This is a genomic window from Bradyrhizobium sp. BWA-3-5 (assembly GCF_032917985.1).
In the GTDB taxonomy this organism is placed as follows: domain Bacteria; phylum Pseudomonadota; class Alphaproteobacteria; order Rhizobiales; family Xanthobacteraceae; genus Bradyrhizobium.
Window position 1 is genome coordinate 2,186,139 of record NZ_CP136626.1, and the last position, 22,852, is coordinate 2,208,990.

The window sequence follows — 22,852 nt, forward strand, 5'->3', positions numbered from 1 at the left end:
GTTGTTGCAGAACACGCCAAGCGCCAGGTGTGGTCAGGCGGCCTGCATCCAGCGGGGAGAGTCCTCGAAGTCGCTGGCAAGCGGCTCGAGCAGCAGGATGATCAAGAGGTGTGCCAGCAGATAGGGCTTGGCGGAGCGCGGATCGGTTCCAGGTGGCGTCTTGAGACCAATCAGACTCTTCAGTCGCTTGAAGCCAAGTTCGATGCGCCATCGCAGTCGATAGAGCGCGAGTACATCCTTGGTGGAGAGCTCGTCCCGTGCGAGCGACGTGACCAGAATGACCCAATCCGCGGCTTCCAGAGTTTCTTTGGAGATGGCGCGGTTTTCGTCTTGTGCGTCTCGCCGGGCTTTACGACGCGAAGCCGCGACTGCACCGGCGGACTTCTTGACTGCGACCAGACGCATAGCCAGAGGCGCACGGTCCTTACGTTTGATCCAAATCCTCCGATGGATCAGTCCGTGCGCCTTCGCCGCACGCAATTGGGCCATCAGATCGAACGGAAGGCCTTTGGCATCGAGCCAACGTGCGTTCTTCCAGCCCGCTCGGATCAAAACGTCTGCCCGGCGTCGCGGACAGCGGCGATGCGGTCAGGTTGCAGATAAGCGCGGTCAGCAATGCGGATCTTGTTCTTGACCACCGGTATCCGGTCAAACGTTTCGCCCTCTTGCTGATCTGTCAGCTCGAAGTGACCAAAGCGCTCATATGGCAGATCGAACGCACTATGAACGCGCCAAAGCTCACTGTTCCTGCGCGCAGCCGGTCCTGCCTGAGGCACTGTCGTCGCATCGATAATGCGGATCAGGCGGCCTCGGCTCGCCTTCGGGGCTGCCGCAGCTAGCAAGCCCTCCACCAGCACTGCAAACCAATCGCCACATTGACGCAGGCGATAGAACAACGCCACGCTGCTGAGGTCGGCAAGGCCAACAGAAGCAGCCCACGCGGCTGTCGATCTCAACCCTCTTTCACCCAGACAATAGGCCAGCATCAGCCGAAGTAACGACACCGCATCTGGAGTTTGGCGCCGCCGCACGAAAGCCTTCGTCTGGCGCGCACTTATTTCAAGCTGCGCAGCCCCGCCGAGCTGCGTAACCGCTCTCGTCCAGTCCTCGTTCAGAAGCGATTCGTCTGCCATCCCGCCTTAGAATCACGTGTGATTCCAACACTCAAGAATAAACTTAACGCATATGGGGCGATCCCTGGAACAGGGTTTCCGTCCATGTACCTGCCGGTCGAGGGCCGTTCAGGTCCTGGGAGGAGGCGGCGATCGACGCCCTCGCCAATTGCGCTCCTTATGTTGCGCGCAACAAGGATTGGAGTATCGGCCGGACACTGGCCAAGCTCGAGCAGTATAACGGGCTTGGCTATGCAGCGCGCGGGAGGCCGTCGCCCTACATCTGGTCGGGGACCGACCAGTATCGATCCGGAAAATATGTCCGCGACGGCGTCTACGATCCGAACGTTGTCGACAGCCAGCTTGGTTGCGCCGGACTGTTGATGGCGATGATGGCGCTTGATCCGACCATCACGTTCACGGAGGCGACGCTCATCCCGCAACCGGCGGGCACGCCGATTCCGGCCGGGAAGCCTATCGTACCCTCGATCATCAATCCGTCGCAAGGCTCCATCGGAGCCTTCATTGCCAACCTCTTCGGCGCGATTTTCAGGAGAAAAGCATGATTAGCACGTGGGACAAGATCAAAGCCTGGTTCAGGGATTCCGTGACGATCCTCTGGGCGCGTATCCAATACATCGTCGGCATCGTCGGGGCCGGATTGATCGCCACTTTCTCCGGGTACGATTTCACGCAGCTGTCGAGCCTGGATGCCAAATCATCGTTCAAGATGCTGGCGTTTGCCGCGCTAGCGGGCGTGATTACCGAAGCCTGCCGCCGCCGGACGCTCTGAGATGAAGATCGCTCTTGCTGTGTTGATCTGGCTAGCCGTGCTCGCCGGTGGATGGACGATCTGGATCGTGAGCCAGCTGTATCACGTTCGCCCCGGCGTCTTCGGCGCCGAAGGGCTGGCGGTCGTATTCGCCGTTTGGTTGACGCTGGAGGCACGCAAATGTGGATGACCATTATCAGTTTCATCGGCGGCCCCGTCATCAAGGGTTTGATCCACGGTTATAAGGCGAAGCTGGCGGCCGGCAACACTTCGGAAAAGATCGCGAGCGAGACGGCGTCCGCCGAGATTGCCGCGCAGGTCTCCGAAACGAACGCCATCATGCAGTATCGGCTTGCCGAGATCGGGCATTGGTATGAGCCGGATAAGCTGATGGGATATTTCGTGGCGATCTATTTCGGAAAATTGTTGGTCTGGGACAAGGTTCTCGGCCTTGGCACGACCGATCCGCTCGCGGGCTTTGCCGCGGTGACCTCCAACCTCGTGGTCTCGTTCTATTTCGCCAAACGGGGTTTCGAGAACGTAGCACGGATTATCAAACGATGACGGAGATGCAGGCTGCGGATATCAGAGCCATCATCATCGAGACGTTGGCCGAACAACAAAGGCTACGTCACGAAGATATCGACGCCGTCGTTCTCAAAGCTGTCGCAACGACGCTTACGTCGTTCGGAATCGAAGAAGCAGATCGGCGCGAACTGCGTGCGGATTTTCAGCACCTGCGGCGGTGGCGTCGAAGCGTCGAACAGGCACAGAGCTATAGCTTCAAGGCCGTGATTACCGTGATTGCAACGGGTTTTATTGGCGCTGTCTGGCTCGGCATCAAGGCGACGCTCGGCAAATGATGGGTTGACGCGCTCCGGTACGAACGATGAGCTCAAATTCGGGTGACTGGATGTATCGGATACGCGAAGTTGAAGCAACAGATGAGGATGTCGCAGACACACTCGGCGAGCTTCATCAGTTGACTTTTCTTGATAGCGCGCCGGTTCCGGCATTTGACCAAGGGCATTAGTGGCTTGCATTTCGTGGAAACATGCCTGTTGCCTTTGCCGGCGTTGTCCCGTCTACCCACGTCTTCGGTGCGGGCTATTTTTGCCGCGTTGGCGTGCTGGGCGCGCATTGCGGACATCGGCTTCAATTACGCCTGATGCGAGCCATGGAGGCGCGTGCACGGGTGAATGGATGGAGTTCGATCGTTTCCGACACCACCGACAACCTGCCTTCAGCCAACAACTTCATTCGCGCAGGCTATCGCCTGTTTGCTCCGGTGCATCCCTGGGCTTGGCCGAATACCCTCTACTGGCGGAAGAACATGGAATAGCGGTCGGATCGTTCCATACCCATATCTCCATTTAGCCCGGTGGCCTTGCAGCCACCGGGCTTTTTGGCGTTTCGGGCTTGGCCAGCGACGGGGTAGCCATGCTTGCTGTGCGCCTTGATCATTGGCGATCAGCCGGTAGACTGGCAAAAGCGCGGGCGGCGTATAGCAACGGAGCAGGCGAGGAGACACATGGCCGGAGACTGCGGCAAGCCGGATGCGGATCTACCCGCGGGACCGGGAGCGGCCAACTATAGTGCCATGGTCGCACGGGCAAAGGCTCTGATTCCGGAATTACGCGATCGCGCTTCAAGGACAGAGGAACTCCGGCGACTGCCTCCGGAGACGGAGCGTGACTTGCACGACGCTGGCCTGTTTCGAATTGTTCAGCCCAGGCGTGTCGGGGGTGCCGAGCTTGACTATGTGGCCCTGGTCGATTGCGCCGATGCGCTTGGGCAGGCCGACGCTTCCGTTGCATGGAATTTTGCAAACCTTGCCAGCCATCACTGGATGCTGGGCATGTTTGACAGGCAGGCGCAGGACGCGGTCTGGGACAGAAATGCCGATGCGTTGATCGCCTCGTCGTTTATCTTTCCGGCCGGCCGCGCGAAAAGAACCGGTGGAGGTTACGTCCTGCGCGGCCATTGGCCATTCTCGTCGGGGGTCGAGTCCTGCGATTGGAACATGCTTGCTGGCGTGGTGGCCACGGACGATGAAGCCGACGGAATCGAGTACCGGATATTTCTCCTCAACAGGAGCGAGTACAGGATCAACGACACCTGGAATGCGACCGGGTTGTGCGGTACTGGTTCGAACGATGTGTGGGTCGAGGATAGTTTTGTTGCGGAGAACATGACGGTCGCGGTCAGCAATCTGACCGGCGGACCGACGCCGGGAAGTGTCGTCAATCCAAACGCACTGTACGCGCTGCCGGTCTTCTCACTGTTTCCCTACGTCTTGTCGGGCGTCGGCCTGGGCAATGCCCAAGCCTGCCTGAACGATTATGTCGAGTTGGCGCGACATCGGGCTTCGACCTACAACCGCGCCAAGCTTAGCGACCTGCAGACAACCCAGATCAAGATCGCGGAGGCATCCGCCAAGATCGATGCGGCCCGTCTCGTGATGCGCACCAATTGCGTCGACGCGATGGCCGATGCGAGGCGCGGGCACGTTCCAGATATTGCAGGCAAGACGAGGCTTCGGCGGGACGGCGCCTTTTCGGTGAACCTTTGCACCGAAGCGGTCTCGATGTTGTTCGCCGCGAGCGGCGCGCGTAGCCTGTTTACGTCAGGCGCATTGCAGCGGCAGTTTCGCGATGCGCACGCAGTGAATTCGCACCTCGCATTCAATTTCGATGCGGCGGGAACCAATTATGGACGCGTGGCGCTTGGCCTACCGTCCGAAAATCTGACACTCTGAGGCTCGGCGGATGTCTGATGTACCCAAACATCCGGCCGATCCGGCCAATGAACTGGCCAGCGACAATTCGGCGATCGATCCGCGCGATTTCCGCAACGCGCTCAGCTCATTCGCCACGGGCGTCACCATCGTTACGGCCATGTCAGCAGATGGAAGGCCGTATGGCGTGACATGCAATTCCTTTGCCTCGGTATCGCTCAATCCACCTCTGGTATTGTGGAGCCTTGGGATGTTTTCTCAAGGGCTCACGATTTTTCAGAATGCCAGTCATTTTGCCGTCAATGTTCTTGGCGTGTCGCAGCAAGCCCTGGCGTTACAATTTGCAAAGTCGTCGGACGATAAATTCGCCGGCGTGGGCTGGACGCCGGGGCTCGGTAACGCACCGGTGTTGACAAGCAGCGTCGCCAATTTTCAATGCCGGGCGGCCAATCGGTATTACGGCGGCGACCACATCATCTTTCTGGGAGCGGTCGAAGCCTACGCCTACAATGGCCAGGAGCCTCTCTTGTTTGCGCGCGGCTCCTTTGGGCGGTTTATCGCCGGAGATGGCAACAAGTCTTCTTGACCGATCGCGCTTTTGCCGGCTCCCCGCGGTCCTGAGATAGAGCCGATCTAGCGCTTTGCCATCTCCGCGCGGTACCAGTCGCCAATCTCGCTGGCTGTCATCAACGCTACGCCATCGTGGCCAAGGACATAATCGAGCAACGCTTCCAAATACTTTATGCGGTGCGGCACGCCCGTAATGTATGGGTGGATTGAGATCGCCATGACGCGAGCGTTCGACGCACCTTCGAGATATAGCTGGTCGAACTGATCGGTGCAGCGTTTCAGGAACTGCTCGGAGGACAGGTGCTGTAGTGCATGGATAACGATGTCGTTGGTCTCGACCGAATAGGGGATCGTCGTAATGGTGCCGTGCGGCGTCGCAATGTCCTGCGGCAAATCATCGATCACCCAATCTGCGACATATTCGATGCCGTTGAGGCGCAGCAAGTCGAGCGTATCCTCGGTTTCGGTGAGCCCGGGGCTTTCCCAAGATCGTGTTGGTTTTCCTGTGAACTTGGAAATTATCTCGACCGAGCGCTTGATCGCATCTGCCTGGTTCTCAACCTTGTGCATCGGTCCTTGCAGGAAGCCGTGGCCCATGAATTCGAAGCCCGCCTCGCGGGCGGCGGAGGCCACCCGCGGATAGCTGTTGCAGACGTTGGCATTGATCGCCAACGTTACAGTTATCTCGCGGTCGGTCAGCGCCTTGAACTGGCGCCAGAAGCCGGCGCGCATGCCGTATTCGTGCCAGGACCAGTTCGGCACGTCCGGCAACAGCGGTTGGCCCATCGGTGGGCTGAGCACGGTGCGAGGCATCGCGCCTTCGATCCGCCACTCCTCCACATTGAGGATGATCCACACCGCGAGCTTCTTGCCATTGGGAAGCACCAGCTTCGGCCGGTCGACCTGTGCCTGATAGGGGATGCGATCACTCAGCGCCACGTCAAGCTTCCTTTGCGGATTATTCGGCGGCCTTCGAACTGCTCGATCTGTCGGCATTGACCCGCGGCATGACCTTTTCGGCCATTAGAATCATCGACTGGCGCCCCAACTCACGATCCTTCCAATCCTTGCCGGCGTAGAGGAGCGTCCCGAATGGTCCGGTCTCTTCCTGAAATGCCAGCAGTTGATCGGCGACGCTCTCCGGCGTGCCATGGATGATCAATTTATCGCAGATATCTTCAAGGGTCACTTCGTCGTCAGGTTGATCGCGGCGTGTTTTGAACAGCTCGATACGTCCGCCGAGCTTCAGCTTTGTGAACAGCGAGCGATAGTAATAGACATAGGGGCCATCTGGATCGGTAGCGTAGGCCTTCGCGGTGGCGGCATCCCTGGCGACGAACACGCTCTTGGCTACGCGCCAGTTCGCGGAGTCCGCGGGTCGGCCGGATCGCTTGCAACCCTCGACATATTTCGGCCAATGGCTCTTCACCCAGATCGGCATCAAAAAGTTTGCCGAAATCGGGTCCCAACCCCGCGCCGCCGCCTCCGTTACGCCTTTCGAGAACGGCGCCACCGCCGTCACCACGATCGGCGGGTGCGGCCGTTGCAGGGGGCGCGGGATGAAGCCCTGACCAATGTCCTCGATCAGGCTTTTCTGAATCGATATGCTCCAATATTTGCCTTGAAGATTGTAGGGGGGCTTGCTGGCCCAGATCTGCAGCACCTGATTGATGGCTTCCAGGAACATGGCGTTCCTGTCCGCTTCGAGATTTCCGAACACTTCTGCGTCCGACAGCAAGCCGCCGGGGCTGATGCCAAAGATCAGGCGTCCGTCGAGCATGTGATCAAGCATCGCGATCGAGGCGGCGACGGCCGCTGGATGAGCATTGGGCATGTTGACGGTACCGGTGCCAAGCTTGATCTGCCTGGTTGCCGCGGCGAGCCAGGCGATGAAAGCGATGCAGGACGTAATATTCTCGGCCTTGTCGGTGGTGTGCTCACCGACATAGCCCTCGGTATATCCAAGCTCATCTGCCAGCAAAAAAGCCTCTCGATCTTCCTTGAGCGAAAGCCGCCAGTCCTTGTCGACAGGATGGATCGGCATCGTAAAGAACCCAAGCTTCATGGTCGGCTCTTTGTTTCAAGGGCAGGCTTTTGGTTTGGTACAGACCGTGCGTCGTTAGCCGCGTGAAAACAAGCGCAAAGTCGAAATAATTGCGCGACATCAAACTTGACGTTTGGCGGCCCCAGCCCTCTAATCCCGTGAAAATACCAATCGTTGGCCGGGGAGGTCATACCAGGGATGAAGGCCTCGGCTTTCGCTTACGCTCGCGCCACCGACGTCGAAAATGCGCTGGAACTGCTGGCCGCGCACGGCGAAAATGCCAGGGTGCTGTCAGGCGGCCAGAGTCTGTTGCCGGCGATGAATCTGCGCCTGATCACACCCAAGCTGGTTGTCGATATCGGTGACTTGGCCGAGCTGCGTGGCGTGGTGGTGAAGGGAGATGTTCTCACCATTGGAGCGCTGACGCGTCACGGAGATCTCCTGAAGTCGCCCGAAATCGCAAGCCATGCTCCGCTGCTGAGGGAGGCGGTGGCCCATGTCGCTCATCCTGCGATCCGCAACCGCGGAACCATCGGTGGAAGCCTTGCGCAGGCGGACCCGGCCTCGGAACTGCCGGCCTGCATGCTGACGCTTAATGCCACGATTGTCGCCCGCGGGCCGGCGGGCGAGCGCCGCATTGCAGCGCACGAGTTCTTCACCGGCATTTACGAAACTGCGCTCATGCCGCAGGAACTTCTGGTTGCAGTCGAGTTGCCAATACCCGCAAAAGACTTGACGCATTTCTTCCACGAGTTCTCCCGACGGCATGGCGACTACGCGATCCTTGGCCTTGCCGCGCAGGCCCTCGTGAAGAATGATCAGTTTACTGATCTTAGCCTTGGTTTCTTTGCCATCGGGGATCGCCCGCTGCTGGCCAGCTCTGCCGGAAAACTGGTTGGTGTCGTTGTCACGTCTGCAATACTGTCCGACGCATGCGCCGCCTTGGATGCAGAAGTCGATCCGCTGGAAGATCAGCAGGCGACGCCCGCCATGCGCAGGCATTTGGCGAAAGTCTTATTGAGGCGTTGCGTATCCTCACTGCTTGGCCGACCCGATCTCCGCTCGGGAGGGCCAGCGTGACTGCTGCGGTTGCGATTTCGTTGAGCGTCAATGGTGAGCGGATTGAAGCGAATGTATTGCCGCGCCTAAACTTGGCGGATTTTCTTCGCGAGCATTTGAAATTGACCGGCACGCATGTCGGCTGCGAACACGGCGTATGCGGCGCATGCACGGTTCGCGTCAACGGCGATATTGTTCGCTCTTGTCTTCTGCTTGCCGTGCAGACGCACAATGCGAGGGTGGAGACGATCGAGGGGCTATCCGACAGCGGTGAAATCGCCGATTTGCAGTCTGCCTTTAGAGAACGCAACGCGCTGCAGTGTGGCTTCTGCACGCCAGGAATGCTGATAACAGCTCAGGATCTGCTGAAGCAATCACCATTGCCGGACCGGGAGCAGATTCGCGAGCACCTTTCGGGTAACTATTGTCGCTGCACGGGCTACCAGGCCATCATCGACGCCATCGAGACCACCGCACGGGTGCGTAGCGGACATTCGCCATGACCTCGGATCAGGTAAATCCCCAAGCACTTTCCATATTCGATCGCCCAAATTCCTATATCGGCAAGACCGTGCCGCGGCCGAACCTCGACCGGCTCATGCAGGGGCGGGCGCTCTATGTCAGCGACATCGAGTTGCCGAGGATGGCGCATGTCGTTTTCCTGCGCTCGCCGCATGCGCATGCGAAGATCAAGAGCGTTGATGCTTCGGCGGCCAAGCGAATGCCGGGAGTGATCGCTGTGGTTTCAGGTAAGGACCTCTCGGCCGTGATCACGCCGTGGGTCGGGGTGCTCTCGCATTTGAAAGGTCTCAAATCCGCGCCGCAAAACGCCATCGCGGTTGACCGCGTGTGTTGGCAGGGCGAAGCTGTTGCGGCGGTCGTGGCGAGCAGCCGTGCCCAGGCGGAAGACGCGGCGGAACTTGTCTCGGTCGAATATGAAGAGCTCGACGCGGTCACGGATATGCGCACCGCGCTCGATCCGGCAACACCGGTGATTCACGCCTCCCTCGGCGACAACCTTGCTTTTGAACGTGTCCACGATGCCGGTGCGGTCGATCAGGCTTTTGCCGAAGCCGAGGAGATTGTGGAAGCGGAATTCGTTTTCGGACGGCACACCGGTGTGACGCTGGAGCCCCGCGCAGTGGTGGCGGACTGGAACGCGGCGGAAGCGAGGCTGACGATCTATCAGGGGACGCAGGCGCCGCACATGGTGCAGAATATCGCGGCGCTGCATCTTGGCTTGCCTGAATCGCAGGTCCGCGTGGTCTGCAAGGATGTCGGCGGTTCCTTCGGTATTAAGGTTCACATCTATGCGGATGAGATGGCGACCTACGCGCTGTCGAAATTGTTACGGCGCCCTGTCAAGTTTGTCGCCGACCGGGTGGAGAGCTTCAACACAGACATTCACGCCCGGGATCATCGCTGTAAGGGAAAGGTCGGCGTCAGGCGCGACGGCACGATCACGGCGTTCGAGATCGACGATCTCACGGGCATCGGACCCTATTCGATGTATCCGCGCACCAGCGCGATCGAGGCCAATCAGGTCGTCAACCTCGTCGGCGGTCCGTATGTGACCAAGAATTATCGGGCCCGTGCCCGTGTCGTGTTCCAGAACAAGAATGTGATGTGCCAATACCGCGCCGTCGGCCATCCGATCGCCTGCTCGGTGACGGAGGGATTGGTGGACCTGGCGGCCGCGAAGATCGGCATGGATCCGGTCGAAATCCGCCGGCGAAATCTGATCGCCGATGACGCTTACCCCTATGCCTCCCCATCGGGCCTGCGCTTCGAGCAGTTGTCGCATCACGCCGCGCTCGCCAAGCTTGTCAGGATGATGAATTACGACGCACTGCGTGCGGAACAGGCGGCCCTGCGGGCAAAGAACATCCATCGGGGTATCGGCGTCGCCAGCTTCATCGAAGTGACCAACCCCAGCGCAGCGTTCTATGGCGTCGGTGGTGCGAAAATATCCTCGCAAGACGGTGTCGCGGTGCGGCTCGATCCACAAGGCTCGGTGATTTGCCAGACCAGCATAACCGAGCAGGGGCAGGGGTCGGAAGCGCTGACGGCTCAGATCGTTGCAAGCGTGCTTGGCGTCTCAATCGACCGCGTTCGTGTCATCCTGGGGGACACCGACAACACACCCTATGGCGGCGGCACCTGGGCCTCGCGTGGCGCCGGCATCGGCGGGGAGGCCGCACTGCAGGCCACCAAGGTGTTGCGGAAGAACGTTCTCGACATCGCAGCTGCCATTCTTCAATCAACGCCGGGCGAGCTCGACCTCGCCGACAACAGGGTGGTGAATGTCGTCGATGGAGCGCCGCGGATCGAGTTGAGTGAGCTCGGACGCGTCGTTTATTTTCGCCCCGACACGCTGCCGCCGGGTATTCAACCCGAGCTGATGGCGACCCGACATTTTGTCCCACGCGAATATCCGTTTGCCTTTACCAATGGCGTTCAGGCGTCGTGGCTGGAGGTCGATATCGATACCGGCTTCATCAAGCTGCTGAAGCATTGGGTCGTCGAGGACTGTGGCACCATCATCAATCCTCAGTTGGTCAACGAGCAGATCAGGGGCGGCGTGGTTCAGGGGCTCGGCGCCGCGCTATTTGAGAAGTGCGAGTATGACGAGCGAGGCCAGCTCACCAACGCCAACATGGCCGATTATCTGGTTCCCATGTCTGGCGAGATGCCGGATATCGATGTCGGGCATGTGGTCTCACCGACCATGGAATCTGAACTGGGCGCGAAAGGTGCGGGCGAAGCTGGCACGGCCGGAGCGGCAGCGGCGGTGGCCAATGCGGTCAATGATGCGCTGAGGCCGTTTGGAGCGATTGTCACGGAGATTCCACTGACCCCTCAGCTTATCCTGGCTGCCCTCGGACGAATCTAACGCAAAGACTTTTCTCGACCATGTGCATCATGTTTCTGCCGCCGTTCAAGACGCAGGACATGCAGGAAGGTATCACGGCGTTCATGGAGAAGTGCGTACCAAGATTTGAACGCCGCTGACCACTGTCCTACGCTCTATTCGCCCGCAGCGTTCGCGATGGCTTCCGCCTGCCGGTTAGTGACGACCACCTTGATTGCGTCGTCGACACTTCACGAAACGCGCGAGATCCATCACGACAGGTTCGTGTGGAAATGCGGCGAGGCATATTTTTCCGCCGCGATTGGTCATGTGATGGCCTGGTTGATTGTCGCCTCGTTGCCGGCGCATTCGACCACATAGTCTGCGCCGATGCCGCCGGTGAGCTGTCTGACAACTGCTACCGCGTCTTCGTCGTTGATATTGATGACGCGATCGGCCCCGACCTCTCGGCCCATCGCGAGCCGTCTGTTGCGTATTCCGGTCAATACGACCGGACTGGCGCCAAGCGCTTTAGCGACGGCTACTGCGAGCAGTCCGATCGGTCCCGGACCGATCACCACGACGCTCTCGCCGGCAACCAATCCCCCACCCATACATTGAAATCCCCGCGGTAACGAGCAGCGTTGCCTCGGCATTGCTCATGACAGCTTGCTCCTATCGTGCGGCGTCACCCGCGTGTGCAAATGATCTCAACCGGGCACGTTCATCGGGCGGCACTGACCATGTTTGCCGGCGTGCCCACCACGATCTGCCCGGCGCCCAATCACGCGGTCGACCTCGATTTGGCGGAGCTGCGCGAAACCCTCCTTCAAAGTCGAACCGTCGGCTTTCCATCTCCATAGCTGGTTTCCGGGCGAGGGGCGGCACCGTCGTCACTCACCAGGTCCCGATCGGCGCCTTTGACGGCCCACATCCGTTTTTTTGGACCGGACGGCAAGCTGCTGTAGTTGCCGCTGCGTCTCCTGCCGGTCGGCAAGGCGATTGGTCGCCGGCCATCCCAAATTGTGGGATCGTTGCAAAGTGGGCAGTTCGGGGGCAAGCTTCCCCAAGCAAGTGGCGGCACCGGGCCATGATAATCTGCTGCCGAATGGGGAAATAAATGCGCCTGACCCGTTTGTTGATTCCTGCGTTCCTGGTGTTCTCTACCCAGCACGCGATCGCCCAGGCGAACTATCCGGACCGGCCCATCAAGATGATCGTGCCGCTGGCGGCAGCAAGCGCGGTCGACGTCGCCGCGCGCATCGTTACCCAGAAGATGGCCGACAATATGGGCCAGCAGATCGTAATCCTGAATCAACCGGGCGCGTCAGGCCTGATTGGAGCGGAGGCGGTCGCTCGCGCCGAACCGGACGGCTATACGATCGGCGGGTTCAACGACAGCATCATGACCATGGTGCCGAACCTGCAGGCCAAGATGCGCTGGGACATCCTCAAGGATTTTGATCCGGTCTCGTTGGTTGCAACGGTGGAGTGGGGACTGATCGCCAGCAATCAGGCCAGCTTCAAAAATGCAGCCGATCTCATCGCCGCTGCAAAAGCGGCGCCTGGCAAGATCGACTATAGCTCAGGCGGACCGGGGAGCCCGCAGCATCTGGCGATGGCGATGTTTGCGTCGGCGGCCGGCATATCGCTGACGCATGTGCCCTACAAGGGCGCCACCCAAGCCGCCACCGACATTGCAGCCGGCCAGATTCCCGTCGGCTTCCAGGGGTTGGGCACGGTTGCAACGCTTGTCCGGGGCGGTCAGCTCAAGCTGATCGGAGTGACCACGGAGAAGAGATTGGCGCAATTTCCCGATGTGCCGACCGTCTCGGAATCCGGTTTGCCCGGCTTCTTCTTCAACTCGTGGTTCGCGATCCTTGCTCCGGCGGGCACCCCGAAGGGTATTCTCGCGCGCCTGAACGCCGAGGTGTTGAAGGCGGTCGGCGATCCCGATGTACGCCGCAAGCTTGAGGAGCTGGGCTTCGCCGTGCGAAGCAGCTCGGCGGAGGACCTGCGCGCGATGACGCATGATCAACTCGCCAAGTATGAGCGTGTGATCAGGGAAACGGGAATCGCCAAGGAATAGCGGCGGCCGATCCGGGAAGGCCGGCCAGGCGCGCCGGCTTGATCGCACTCGGGCGATTTGGTGCTTCAACGGCTACTTCGAGCCGTCGTGTCGTTCATGGCAGGAGACGGAGATGGTGGGGCGATCGGCATAGCTCTGCTGCCAGGCATCCCCTAGTTGCGTGGCAGGTTATCTGCTACGAAAGTTCCGATTGTGGTTGAATCAATCCCCTTCCAGCCCCTCGGTCCGAGACCCAGCGCATCATGGCTTGCCCGTCAGAACCTTCATCGATCTCAATCGACAGCGTAAACGCTTGTTCGATCAGGATCTTTCGCTAGTCTGAACAAGGTGGATGGAGGAAGCTGAGGGTGTCCTGCCAGGTCTGTTTGTCGACGCTGAGAGCTGGCGACCTGTTTTGCTCCGCATGCGGCGCGGTGGTACCCAACCAATCCACGAGCGCACCTGTATCCGAAGCCCGTGGCCGCATTGCCGGCGAGCGGAAATTCCTCACCGTGCTCTGCTCCGACCTGCAGCGTTCGACCGATCTGATCTCGGAGCTCGATCCGGAAGAAGCGATTTCCAGGCTCGAGCCGGCCTTGATCGCCATGCGCACGGCAGTTCGCCGCAACCGCGGGATCGTCAGCAAGGAAGGCGGGGACGGGCTGATCGCGCTGTTCGGTGCCCCGCGCGCCGACGACAATCATGCCGTGCTGGCCTGCAACGCAGGCATCGAACTCGTTCGCCGCATCAAGCTGCTGGAAGACCCCAAGCTCCACGTTCGGGTCGGCATTCATTCAGGTTACGTCGTCGCCCATGTCATCGAAGCGGACTTCTCTTCGATCTATGAAGCAGGCGGGCCGGCAGTCCACTTGGTGAAACGGTTCGAAAGCGCGGCGAACGCCGGACAAATTCTCGCATCGGAATCCTGCCAGAGTCTGGCGAACGGCGTCGTGACCTTCAAGGCGCTGCCGCCGAAGCGGATGGAAGGATTTCGCGCCCCGGTGCCCTGCTACGAAGTCGTCGAGATCAGCGGCTTGAGCCGTTGGCGGGCTCGCTCGGCGAATGTCCATTCGTCCTTCGTGGGCCGGCATGAACAGATTTCGCAGCTCGAGCGCGCGGCGCAAGCGGTCGGCCCTTCCGGAAAGATCGCGGCAGTGGTGGGAACGGCGGGAATAGGCAAATCCCGTGTGGTCCATGAATTCGTGACGACCTTGCGGGAACGTGATTGGCAGGTCATCGAAGCCGAGTGCAATCCGCTGGAACAGGCGGCTCCCTATTCATTGCTGAAGCGGCTTGTTCAAGGCGTGCTGCAGGCGGAGGGTACGACGCTTGCGAACTATGTCGGCACAAGCGAGGATCCGGCGCCATCTCACGCCGAGCTTTGGCCAGCGGCGCTCAATTCGGTTCTTGACGAGCCCGTCGGAAACACGCGCTGGCGCAATCTTGAACCCTTGCTACGGCGGCGCGTGATCGTCGATGCCGTTCGCAGCATGCTTGATCAGGTGGTCTCGTCGCGGCCAACGGTATTGCTGTTGGAAGATCTGCATTGGATCGATGGCCAGAGCGAGACGGTGATTGAAGCGCTGATGTCGCTCGCGGCAAGCCGGCCGTTGCTAGTGCTGCTGACTTGGCGGACCGAATATACGCCAGCCTGGCTCGAAGGCCTGGATGTACTGCGGATATGGCTTCGGTCGCTCGATGCCGCCTCGGCAAATGTGCTGCTCGACAATTTGCTCGGCACCGCCGCCGAACTTGATCCGCTCAAGGCCCGTATCCTCCGTCACACCGGGCAGATCCCGCTCTTCATTGAGGAGGTTGCCCGGCAGCTCCTCAATCGCCGTGCCGCCGGCGAGGACAGGATTTCCTGGGATTCGCTCGAAATCCCTCCCACCGTACAAGGGGTGATCGCGTCGCGCATCGATCGTCTGCCGAAAGAAGACAAGGCGCTGCTGCAGCTAGCTTCGGTTCTCGGGCCGCGCGTGTCGCCTCATCTGCTCGCTGCGATGACCGAGCTCCCGGTGGCGCAGCTGCAAAGCCGGCTCTGGTCGCTGGAGATCCTGGATTTTCTGGAGGAGGCACGGTCGGGCCTATCGGTCGAGTACGTGTTTGCCCACGATCTCATTCGCGAGGTCGCCTACGAATCGATTCTTCGCTCGCAACGGGAAGTGCTGCACGGGCGGACCTTGACGGCGCTCGAGGCAACTTCAGCCGGCAGAGAGGAGGACGTTGCGGAAGCCCTCTGCCATCACGCCATCAAGGCGCAGGACTGGATCAAGACCGATCGATATGGCCATTTGGCCGCAAGGAAGGCGTTCGCCAGGTCGGCATTTCGGGATGCTACCGGTTATTTCCAGTGCGCAATGGATGCCGTTGATAAGCAGTCGGCCTCGATCCTGCGCGAACAGCGGGCGATTGATCTGCGCATTGAGGCCCGGCTGGCGTTTGCGGCGCTCGGAGATATCGAGCGCTGGTTCGAGTTATGCCGCGATGCTGAAGCGCGTTCAGAAAAAATCCAGGACGAGGAACGGCGGCTTGCATCGATCGCGATGAGGGCCGCGGCGCTGAATTTCTACGCGACGCCCTATGAGGCGATCGCTGTGGCGGAAGAGGCCGTTGCGCTAGCCAACCAGATTGACAACACGCCCTGGCTTTGCCTCGTCGAATACGGCCTTGGTCAGTCCTGTTTCCTCGCCGGACGATATCGGGATGCAGCGTTACATCTCGCCAAGGCGACCGCGTTGCTGACGGCCGCTCCGAAAAATGTTCCTCCGGGAACGACGGGTTCGAGCCTTCTGGTGCTTTGTCATATGATGAGCGCCATCGTTCATGCATGGCTGGGCGAATTTGATCATGCCGAGCGCCGCGCCGAAGAAGCAAGCATCCTGGCCGAAGCGACCGACCGCCCGTATGACATGATCGCGGCTGACTATAGCCTTGGAGTGGTGCAGATGATGCGCGGCGATCTGGAAGAGGCGGAGGTTTCTCTGGATCAGGCCCTTCGTGTTTCGCTTGAAAGCGAGGCAAGCTTGTTTCGGCCTCTCATCATGAGTGCGCTGGGAAGCGTCTACTCTCAGCAGGGACATGCCAGGCGCGCTGTAGCGATTCTCTTGCAAGCCAAAGACGAAGCCGACAAGCTTGGTCATGAAACCAGCAAGGCCGCGGTCTCGGCATATCTCGGCGCCGCCTACGGTCAGCTTGGCGATATCCAGCACGGATTGACTCTTCTGCGCGCCTGCCAGGCGAGCGCGAGACAGAAAGGATATGCAGGTATCGAGGCGCTGGCGGCGAGTGCGGAGGCCCATATCCTGACTTCGCAGGGCGGACACAGGATCGAGGAGGCCATGGGCTGCCTGCAACGAATTATCGAGTTTACTGCCAGGCTCGAAGCCTTGCCCCTGCTTGGAGCGGCGAGAGGACTGCGGGCTCGGCTCTTGGCGGCCTCCGGCCGAACGGACGAGGCAAGGGTGGAGTTGGTCCAGGCTATCACCCTCTTTGACCAATCAAAAATGACTGTACATCTAGAACGTGCCAGGGCCGAGCTCTCCAATTTCCCCGACATTTGACATAATATGGCCGCGTTATGGCCACGGCGGGCATCGCCGGTTTAAAGGAGCGCAAGAATGGCGGGGTTGGTGTACAGCGGAAAATTCGAAGAACACATCAACGAATTGTATAGTCCACAGAATATCAGCAAAACCGCGAAGAAATTCAAAGAATACGAAAAGAAGAACGGCCCTTACGCATTCGGGAAATTCACGAAATTCCTGGTGCCGAAGAAGGAAAACTGGGCCGACGAATCAGGTTCGACCACCGGGCACGACAGGTGGGAAAAGCACTCCGGCGCGATCCCCAAGGCAATCCGCGACAAAATTACCGAGGTCATTGCGACCAATCTGCGGTCCCCCAACCCGATGCCGCTGGTCCTGAAGGTGGGTGAAAATGTCGACGGGACGCATGACCTGAAAGTTCGGATCTTTGCCCATAATGGCCACATGCATATTGGACTTCACATGCTTTGTCCGAATTCTTCGCTGAAATAGCCTCATCTTGTAGGATTAGAACGGCCAGCAAGACCATTGGGTTTTGCTGGCTTTTTACTGGGAATATCCCGTCCGCCGGGATGAAAGGGCAATCCAGCCATCGTTCCGCCGCTAAGGCATGGGCTGTTCGGGCCGCCAAATCGCCCGACCGGGCGCTTTCCGGTTGAAAAGCCGGCCTGCCTTGATTACGGAAGGGCTGCGATCCCGTGTTCCCTGGAGTTTGACTGTCGTGCCTCAACAAAGGACCGGTGAAGCTCACGGATTTTCGAACGGCAAATTGTCGGTGCTGCGCAAGCACCCCTTTTTTGCCGACCTCGAGCCCGAGGCGTTTGACCAGCTCTGCCGCTACGCCAAACATACCACGTTGAAGCGCGGCGCCACGCTGTTCGCCAAGGGAGATCCCGGCAACAGCCTGTATGCGGTTATTTCGGGCACGGTGAAGATGAGCATTTCTTCGCCGGATGGCCGCAACGCGATCCTCAATATCATCGAGCCCGGGGAAATCTTCGGCGAGATCGCGCTGCTCGATGGCGGAGCCCGCTCGGCCGATGCCATCGCAAACTCCAATTGCGAGCTGTTCGTCATCGATCGGCGTGAGTTCATCCCCTTCGTCAAGGAGCAGCCGGCGTTGGCGATGAAGTTCATCGAGTTGCTATGCGAGCGCCTGCGGTGGACCAGCGATCAGGTCGAGCAGATCATCCTGCAGAATCTGCCCGGCCGGCTCGCCAGCGCGCTGCTTCGGTTGTCCGAGAAACACAAGCCGGCACAGCCGGGCCGGACCATCGCAATCACCCAGCAGGAGATAAGCGAGATGGTCGGCATGACCCGGGAGAGCATCAACAAGCAGCTGCGCGCCTGGGCGAGCCGCGATTTGGTGCGTCTCGAGCATGGCGCCATCGTCGTGCTGAATGCCGAGGCGCTTCGCGATCTCGCCGACGCCGGATCCGGCAGCGAGGGCGAATAGCCCTCTTGATTTTCCGCACGCGGGCCGGCTGCCGGCGTGCCTGCCTTCACATATCGAACACGGCCACCGCGCGGATCGGCGAGGCGGTCCCGCCTCGCCATTTCATCGGCAGGCCGATGAAGGTGAACTGGCCACGCCCCAGCAGCGCTTCGAGATTGCACAGGCTCTCGATGTGGGTGATGTCGAGGTCGAGACAGGCTTTGTGGACGAGCGCATTCACCTTGCCCTCAGGTCCCGGTCGCATCGAATCGATACCGAAATGCACGACGCCTTGCTGCGCGAGCCACTCGGTGGCTGCGACGTTCACGCCCGAATTGTCGGTCGAATATTCCTTTCGGGGGAATGTCCGTTCGTGATGGCCGGTGCAGAGCAGGACGGTGCCGCCCCGCGGCGCCGCAACGCCGGCCTTCGTCACCGCTGCTTCGAGATCGGCAGGGGTAATCTCGGCACGCGGCGCGATGTGCCGCAGATCAACGCAGATGCCTGGCACGATGCATTTTTCCAGCGGATACTGGTCGATCGATATGCCGCTCTTGCCGAAATGCCGGGGTGCGTCGATGTGGGTGCCGGCGTGGTCCACCATGGAGATGAACATCGACGCCAGCCCGTGCACATTGCCTGACTCGGCGAATGATTCCTCGTGAGTCTTCCAGACGCCGTGCATGACCGGTGGATGGCCGGGATAGCTCGGGGTGCGATGATAGAGCTCCCGGCTGAGGTCAACGATCTTCACGTGGAGTCTCCCTGACGCGACGTCTGCTAAAGCGCGATGAGATTTGGATGAATCGTCATCGCGCTTAGCTTTTTATTTGAGCATGGTCTTTTCGGAAAACCGCTTCGCACTTTTCCGGATCATGCTCTAGAACCCGAACATCCTTGGCAACGCCAGCGACAGCCAGGGCACGTAGGTGACGATCATCAGCACCGTAAACATCACGTAGTAGAACGGCCAGATGCCGCGCATCACCTCGTCGACGGAAACCTTGCCGATGGCACACCCGACGAACAGCGTCGTTCCAACCGGTGGCGTCAACAAGCCGATGCCGAGGTTGAGCAGCATGACGATGCCGAAATGCACGGGATCGATGCCGAAGTTCTTCACCACCGGCAGCAGGATCGGGGTGCAGATCAGCAGCAGGGGCGCGAGGTCGAGCGCCGTTCCGAGGATCAGCAGCATGATATTAAGCCACATCAGCAGCACGTATTTGTTGCTCGATATGGCGACGAAGAATTCGGTCATCTTCGCCGGCATTTGCATCAACGCGGCGACGTAGCCGAAGCACGAGGCGGTGGCGACCAGCGTCAGGACCATCGCCACGGTCTGCAGGGTCTTGTAGACCAACAGCGGCAGCTCGGACCATTTGTAGTCGCGGTAGATGAACATGGTGACGAAGAATGCCCAGACGCAGGCGACCGCGCCGGCCTCGATCGGCGTGAAGACGCCGGTGAGAATGCCGCCAAGAACGATAACCAGCGTCACGATCCCCCATACCGCGTCGCCCAGCATCTTGACCGCCTGCCGGATCGGCACGGGTTCGCCCTTGGGGTGCTTGTCGCGATAGGCATAGAACAGGCAGAGCATCATGATCGAAAAGCCGAGCAGCAGGCCGGGGAGAACGCCGGCCAGGAACAAGCTGGTAATCGACACCACGCCGCCGGTCGCCAGCGAATAGATCACGGAGTTGTGGCTCGGCGGGATGATGATCGCCTGCAGCGAGGCGCTGATGGTGACGTTGGTGGCGAACACCCGCGGATAGCCCTTGGCGGCCATCTGCGGGATCATCACGGAGCCAATCGCGGAGGTATCGGCGACCGATGATCCGGAGATGCCGCTCATGATCGTGGTCGCGAGGATATTGACCTGCGAGAGGCCGCCCCGGATGCGGGTGAAGCCGACGACCACCGCGGCGAAGTCGACCAGCCGCTTGGCCATGCCGCCCTCGGCCATGATGGCGCCGGCCAGCACGAAGAACGGGATGGTCAGCATCGAGACTTTGCCGACGCCGCTGGCGAATTGCTGCATGACGGCGCCGACCGGCAAATCGATCCAGAGCGCGCCGACGAGCGAGGACAGTGCCAGCGCATAGGCGATCGGCATTCCGATCGCGAAGAACAGGCACATGCTGAGGAGCAGAACTGCAATATCCATGATGGTTACTCGACCGGTACGTGAGCGTCAGCGCCATCGCGCGGCGGCGGGCCGATGGTCAGGCGTTCGATGACGAACAGGAGCATCATGGCGCCGCTGACCACGATCGGCAGATAGGTGATGCCGACCGAAAGCCATGGGAATTCATCCACCGAATTGTCCCAGGTGGTTCGGACCAGCCGCCATCCCCAGATGACCATGAAGATCGCGATCACGCCCATCAATACTTCGCTGAGGAATAGCGAGGCGCGGCGAAGTAGGGGCGGCAGCAGGTCGGTACCGACCGTCATGTTCATGTGGATGCGCTGGCGATAGCAGTTGGCCGATCCGATGAAGGTGATGCCGACGGTGAGCAGCACCGCCATCGGCTCGGGCCATGACGCGGCACTGTTGAGAATGTACCGGGTGTAAACGGCCCATGGGATGACGGCCGAGACCAGCACGAGCGCGACGCACCCGATCACCGCGCCGGTCCAGTATACAGCATCGTTCACACGCCGGAACATTCCGGCCGCAGAATTAGACATATTGACCTCGGATAACGGCGTTCGTGATCCCACGAGAGAGTAGAGAGGTGTGACCGGCGCGAACAGACGCCGCCAACACCTCGGTCGCGAGCGGCGTCCTACTGGACCGCTTCGATGCGCTTGACCATTGCGGCATACTTCGCGCCGTACTTGTCCCATACCGGCTTGACGGCTTCCTGGAACGGCTTCTTGTCGATGTCGGTGATGATCTCGGTGCCGGACGCCTTCATCTTTTCGATCGCGGCGTTCTCCGCCTCGTACCAGAGCACCCGTTGCTCCTGTTGCGCTTCCTTGGAAAGTTTCTTGATCAAGGCCTGATCTTCCGGCGACAGCTTCTGCCAGGAGATGCGCGAGAACACGAGGAGCTCCGGAATGATCAGGTGTTCGGTCATCGTGAAATACTTCGCCACCTGGTTATGGTTCTGCGCGACGAAGGAGGGTGGATTATTCTCGGCGCCATCCACAACGCCGGTCTGCATCGAGCTGAACACCTGGTCGAAGCCGAGCGCGACACCGTTGCCGCCCAGCGCGTTCATGGTGTCGACGAACAGCGGGTTGCCCATCATGCGGACCTTGAGGCCCTTGAGGTCGGCAATCGTCTTGATCGGCCGCTTGTTGTTGTAGACATTGCGCGATCCGGCATTCATCCAGCACAGCGCGATCAGGCCGGTCTTTTCGTTGGCCGAAATCTTGGCGAGCAATTCGTCGCCGATCTCGCCGTCGATGACCTTTTCCATGTGCTTGGAGTTTCGGAAGACGAACGGCATGTTGAAGACGTTGACGTCGTCCACCACGGGGCCGACGGCGCCCACCGAAATGCGGGCGATCTGCAGCGCGCCGAGCTGTGCCTGCTCGATCATTTCCTTTTCGCCGCCGAGCTGCATCGAGGGGAACATCTGGATCGTCAGCCGGCCGTTGGTCGCGGCCTCCAGCTTCTTACCCATTCGGACGACGGCTTCGACCGTCGGATAGCCGAGCGGGTGTACGTCGGATGCTTTCAGCACCATTTTGGTTTGCGCGAGGGCAGGCGATAGCGGCGTCGTGGTCGCCAGGGTCGCTCCGAGCCCTGCGCTCAATTTGATGAAGTCGCGGCGTTTCATATATTCCTCCTGATGTTGCTTATCGTTATGGACTTTTCAGACTCTACGGTTGCTGGTCGAAATACTCCGGATTGATATGTTGGGTCGCCGAGATGTTCTCGAGAAGGCTTTCGAGGTGGATTTCCATCGCCCGCCTTGCGCGCTCGGCATCATGCGCCTCGATTGCGGTGAGGACAGCCTCATGCTCGTCGATCACCTTCGCGATCCGCCCACGCTGGGGCAGGGTCAGCCGCCGATAGCGATCGACGTGAACCTTTACTTGCTGGATGTATTTCCAGATGCCAGGATAACCGGCGACATCGGCGACTGCAGCATGAAACAGCTCGTCGGCCTGATGGAACGTGTCGCTGTCTCCGGCGGCGTTGGCCTCGCGCTGGCGTTCCAGGATCGACTGCAGCGCCAGGATCTGGCTTGGGGTCGCGCGTTCGGCAGCGAGCCGCGCGGTCGTCTCCTCCAGCGCCTTGCGGATGATGATGGCTTCCGGGAGCGCGGCGACCGGGATGCGCGAGACGAAGATACCGGATTGCGGATAAATCTCCAGCAAGCCTTCATCCGATAGCTTGAGAATAGCCTCGCGAACGGGCGTACGGCTCACGCCGTAAGAGAGCGCGATCTGTGCCTCCGAGATGGCTTCGCCGGGGCGGCGCTGCAGCGACAGCAGTTCGGTGCGGAGATCGGAATAGATCCTGGACGCGGCCGTCGCCGCGCGCGGCCTGCCGCTCCGGCGCGTGCCGGCGGCAATTCGGCGAACCGTTGAATTCGTATTTTTCGATGCTCGGGCGGGCATGGCTGCTTTCTCAATTAATATATTAGTATATGAATGGACTTTGACAATCAGGAATCGCACCGGACCGACCGC

25 protein-coding genes and 1 pseudogene are annotated in these 22,852 nt (G+C 60.1%); 16 read left to right on the plus strand and 10 right to left on the minus strand.

Annotated features, from left to right (window positions below; translation table 11 throughout):
* Positions 1-33: 33 nt before the first annotated feature.
* Positions 34-552, minus strand: a complete 519-nt coding sequence (locus tag RX331_RS10535; protein WP_317256492.1) for a transposase — start codon at positions 550-552, stop codon at positions 34-36.
* Positions 549-1,133, minus strand: a complete 585-nt coding sequence (locus RX331_RS10540; RefSeq protein ID WP_317256493.1) for a hypothetical protein — start codon at positions 1,131-1,133, stop codon at positions 549-551. Before RX331_RS10540 ends, RX331_RS10535 begins: the two co-directional genes overlap by 4 nt.
* Positions 1,134-1,495: 362 nt before the next feature.
* On the opposite strand from RX331_RS10540, the gene RX331_RS10545 reads away from it, so the two are divergent.
* From RX331_RS10545 to RX331_RS10580, 8 genes are all read left to right on the plus strand, one after another.
* The gene (locus RX331_RS10545) at positions 1,496-1,678 is read left to right on the plus strand and encodes a hypothetical protein (RefSeq protein ID WP_317256494.1); all 183 of its coding nucleotides are present in this window, start codon (positions 1,496-1,498) and stop codon (positions 1,676-1,678) included.
* Positions 1,675-1,905, plus strand: a complete 231-nt coding sequence (locus RX331_RS10550; RefSeq protein ID WP_317256495.1) for a hypothetical protein — start codon at positions 1,675-1,677, stop codon at positions 1,903-1,905. Before RX331_RS10545 ends, RX331_RS10550 begins: the two co-directional genes overlap by 4 nt.
* A 1-nt stretch (position 1,906) precedes the next feature.
* The gene (locus RX331_RS10555; protein ID WP_317256496.1) at positions 1,907-2,074 is read left to right on the plus strand and encodes a hypothetical protein; all 168 of its coding nucleotides are present in this window, start codon (positions 1,907-1,909) and stop codon (positions 2,072-2,074) included.
* Entirely contained in the window at positions 2,065-2,448 is a 384-nt protein-coding gene (locus RX331_RS10560) for a hypothetical protein (RefSeq protein WP_317256497.1), read from the plus strand. The genes RX331_RS10555 and RX331_RS10560 overlap by 10 nt, the downstream gene beginning before the upstream one ends.
* Positions 2,445-2,747: a hypothetical protein gene (locus RX331_RS10565; protein WP_410708170.1), complete on the plus strand. Its 303-nt coding sequence runs from the start codon at positions 2,445-2,447 to the stop codon at positions 2,745-2,747. Before RX331_RS10560 ends, RX331_RS10565 begins: the two co-directional genes overlap by 4 nt.
* A gap of 191 nt (positions 2,748-2,938) precedes the next feature.
* Positions 2,939-3,226, plus strand: coding sequence for a hypothetical protein (locus RX331_RS10570; protein ID WP_317256498.1), 288 nt, complete (start codon positions 2,939-2,941; stop codon positions 3,224-3,226).
* 189 nt (positions 3,227-3,415) lie between these two features.
* Positions 3,416-4,642: an acyl-CoA dehydrogenase family protein gene (locus tag RX331_RS10575; RefSeq protein ID WP_317256499.1), complete on the plus strand. Its 1,227-nt coding sequence runs from the start codon at positions 3,416-3,418 to the stop codon at positions 4,640-4,642.
* Between the two features lie 10 nt (positions 4,643-4,652).
* Positions 4,653-5,207, plus strand: a complete 555-nt coding sequence (locus tag RX331_RS10580) for a flavin reductase family protein (RefSeq protein ID WP_317256500.1) — start codon at positions 4,653-4,655, stop codon at positions 5,205-5,207.
* A 47-nt stretch (positions 5,208-5,254) separates the two neighbouring features.
* Here the strand turns inward: RX331_RS10580 and RX331_RS10585 are convergent, their stop codons facing one another.
* Together RX331_RS10585 and RX331_RS10590 are read right to left on the minus strand one after the other, a co-directional pair.
* A complete protein-coding gene (locus tag RX331_RS10585; protein ID WP_317256501.1) occupies positions 5,255-6,130 on the minus strand; it encodes a polysaccharide deacetylase family protein in 876 nt (291 codons plus the stop codon).
* A 19-nt stretch (positions 6,131-6,149) separates the two neighbouring features.
* On the minus strand, positions 6,150-7,256 hold the full coding sequence (locus RX331_RS10590; protein ID WP_317256502.1) for an LLM class flavin-dependent oxidoreductase: 1,107 nt from the start codon (positions 7,254-7,256) through the stop codon (positions 6,150-6,152).
* Between the two features lie 177 nt (positions 7,257-7,433).
* Between RX331_RS10590 and RX331_RS10595 the strand changes: the two genes are divergently transcribed.
* Genes RX331_RS10595 through RX331_RS10605 form a run of 3 tightly spaced genes read left to right on the plus strand, consistent with a single transcriptional unit; the run spans position 7,434 to position 11,187 of the window.
* Complete coding sequence (locus RX331_RS10595; protein ID WP_317256503.1) at positions 7,434-8,315, plus strand: xanthine dehydrogenase family protein subunit M; 882 nt, start codon at positions 7,434-7,436, stop codon at positions 8,313-8,315.
* A complete protein-coding gene (locus RX331_RS10600) occupies positions 8,312-8,797 on the plus strand; it encodes a (2Fe-2S)-binding protein (protein WP_317256504.1) in 486 nt (161 codons plus the stop codon). The genes RX331_RS10595 and RX331_RS10600 overlap by 4 nt, the downstream gene beginning before the upstream one ends.
* On the plus strand, positions 8,794-11,187 hold the full coding sequence (locus RX331_RS10605) for a xanthine dehydrogenase family protein molybdopterin-binding subunit (protein ID WP_317256505.1): 2,394 nt from the start codon (positions 8,794-8,796) through the stop codon (positions 11,185-11,187). Before RX331_RS10600 ends, RX331_RS10605 begins: the two co-directional genes overlap by 4 nt.
* Before the next feature lie 284 nt (positions 11,188-11,471).
* On the opposite strand, the gene RX331_RS10610 is transcribed toward RX331_RS10605, so the two are convergent.
* Positions 11,472-11,759, minus strand: a complete 288-nt coding sequence (locus RX331_RS10610) for a zinc-binding dehydrogenase (RefSeq protein WP_317256506.1) — start codon at positions 11,757-11,759, stop codon at positions 11,472-11,474.
* A 51-nt stretch (positions 11,760-11,810) separates the two neighbouring features.
* On the opposite strand from RX331_RS10610, the pseudogene RX331_RS10615 reads away from it, so the two are divergent.
* The 5 genes and pseudogenes from RX331_RS10615 to RX331_RS10635 form a co-directional block, all read left to right on the plus strand.
* Positions 11,811-12,113 (plus strand): annotated as a pseudogene (locus RX331_RS10615) (phosphodiesterase); the annotation flags it as partial.
* A gap of 152 nt (positions 12,114-12,265) precedes the next feature.
* The gene (locus RX331_RS10620) at positions 12,266-13,234 is read left to right on the plus strand and encodes a Bug family tripartite tricarboxylate transporter substrate binding protein (protein WP_317256507.1); all 969 of its coding nucleotides are present in this window, start codon (positions 12,266-12,268) and stop codon (positions 13,232-13,234) included.
* Between the two features lie 347 nt (positions 13,235-13,581).
* Complete coding sequence (locus RX331_RS10625) at positions 13,582-16,776, plus strand: ATP-binding protein (RefSeq protein ID WP_317256508.1); 3,195 nt, start codon at positions 13,582-13,584, stop codon at positions 16,774-16,776.
* 57 nt (positions 16,777-16,833) lie between these two features.
* Positions 16,834-17,253: a hypothetical protein gene (locus RX331_RS10630; protein ID WP_317256509.1), complete on the plus strand. Its 420-nt coding sequence runs from the start codon at positions 16,834-16,836 to the stop codon at positions 17,251-17,253.
* A gap of 229 nt (positions 17,254-17,482) precedes the next feature.
* Positions 17,483-18,217 carry a Crp/Fnr family transcriptional regulator gene (locus RX331_RS10635; RefSeq protein WP_317256510.1) on the plus strand — a complete coding sequence of 245 codons (735 nt, stop codon included), beginning with the start codon at positions 17,483-17,485 and terminating at the stop codon, positions 18,215-18,217.
* Positions 18,218-18,263: 46 nt separating this feature from the next.
* On the opposite strand, the gene RX331_RS10640 is transcribed toward RX331_RS10635, so the two are convergent.
* The 5 genes from RX331_RS10640 to RX331_RS10660 all read right to left on the minus strand — a co-directional run bounded on the left by RX331_RS10640 (position 18,264) and on the right by RX331_RS10660 (position 22,780).
* Entirely contained in the window at positions 18,264-18,950 is a 687-nt protein-coding gene (locus tag RX331_RS10640) for a cyclase family protein (protein ID WP_317256511.1), read from the minus strand.
* A gap of 126 nt (positions 18,951-19,076) precedes the next feature.
* Entirely contained in the window at positions 19,077-20,366 is a 1,290-nt protein-coding gene (locus RX331_RS10645) for a TRAP transporter large permease (RefSeq protein ID WP_317256512.1), read from the minus strand.
* 5 nt (positions 20,367-20,371) lie between these two features.
* On the minus strand, positions 20,372-20,860 hold the full coding sequence (locus RX331_RS10650; RefSeq protein ID WP_317256513.1) for a TRAP transporter small permease: 489 nt from the start codon (positions 20,858-20,860) through the stop codon (positions 20,372-20,374).
* Between the two features lie 131 nt (positions 20,861-20,991).
* On the minus strand, positions 20,992-21,993 hold the full coding sequence (locus RX331_RS10655; protein WP_317256514.1) for a TRAP transporter substrate-binding protein: 1,002 nt from the start codon (positions 21,991-21,993) through the stop codon (positions 20,992-20,994).
* A gap of 43 nt (positions 21,994-22,036) precedes the next feature.
* Complete coding sequence (locus tag RX331_RS10660; RefSeq protein ID WP_317256515.1) at positions 22,037-22,780, minus strand: GntR family transcriptional regulator; 744 nt, start codon at positions 22,778-22,780, stop codon at positions 22,037-22,039.
* Positions 22,781-22,852: the final 72 nt, after the last annotated feature.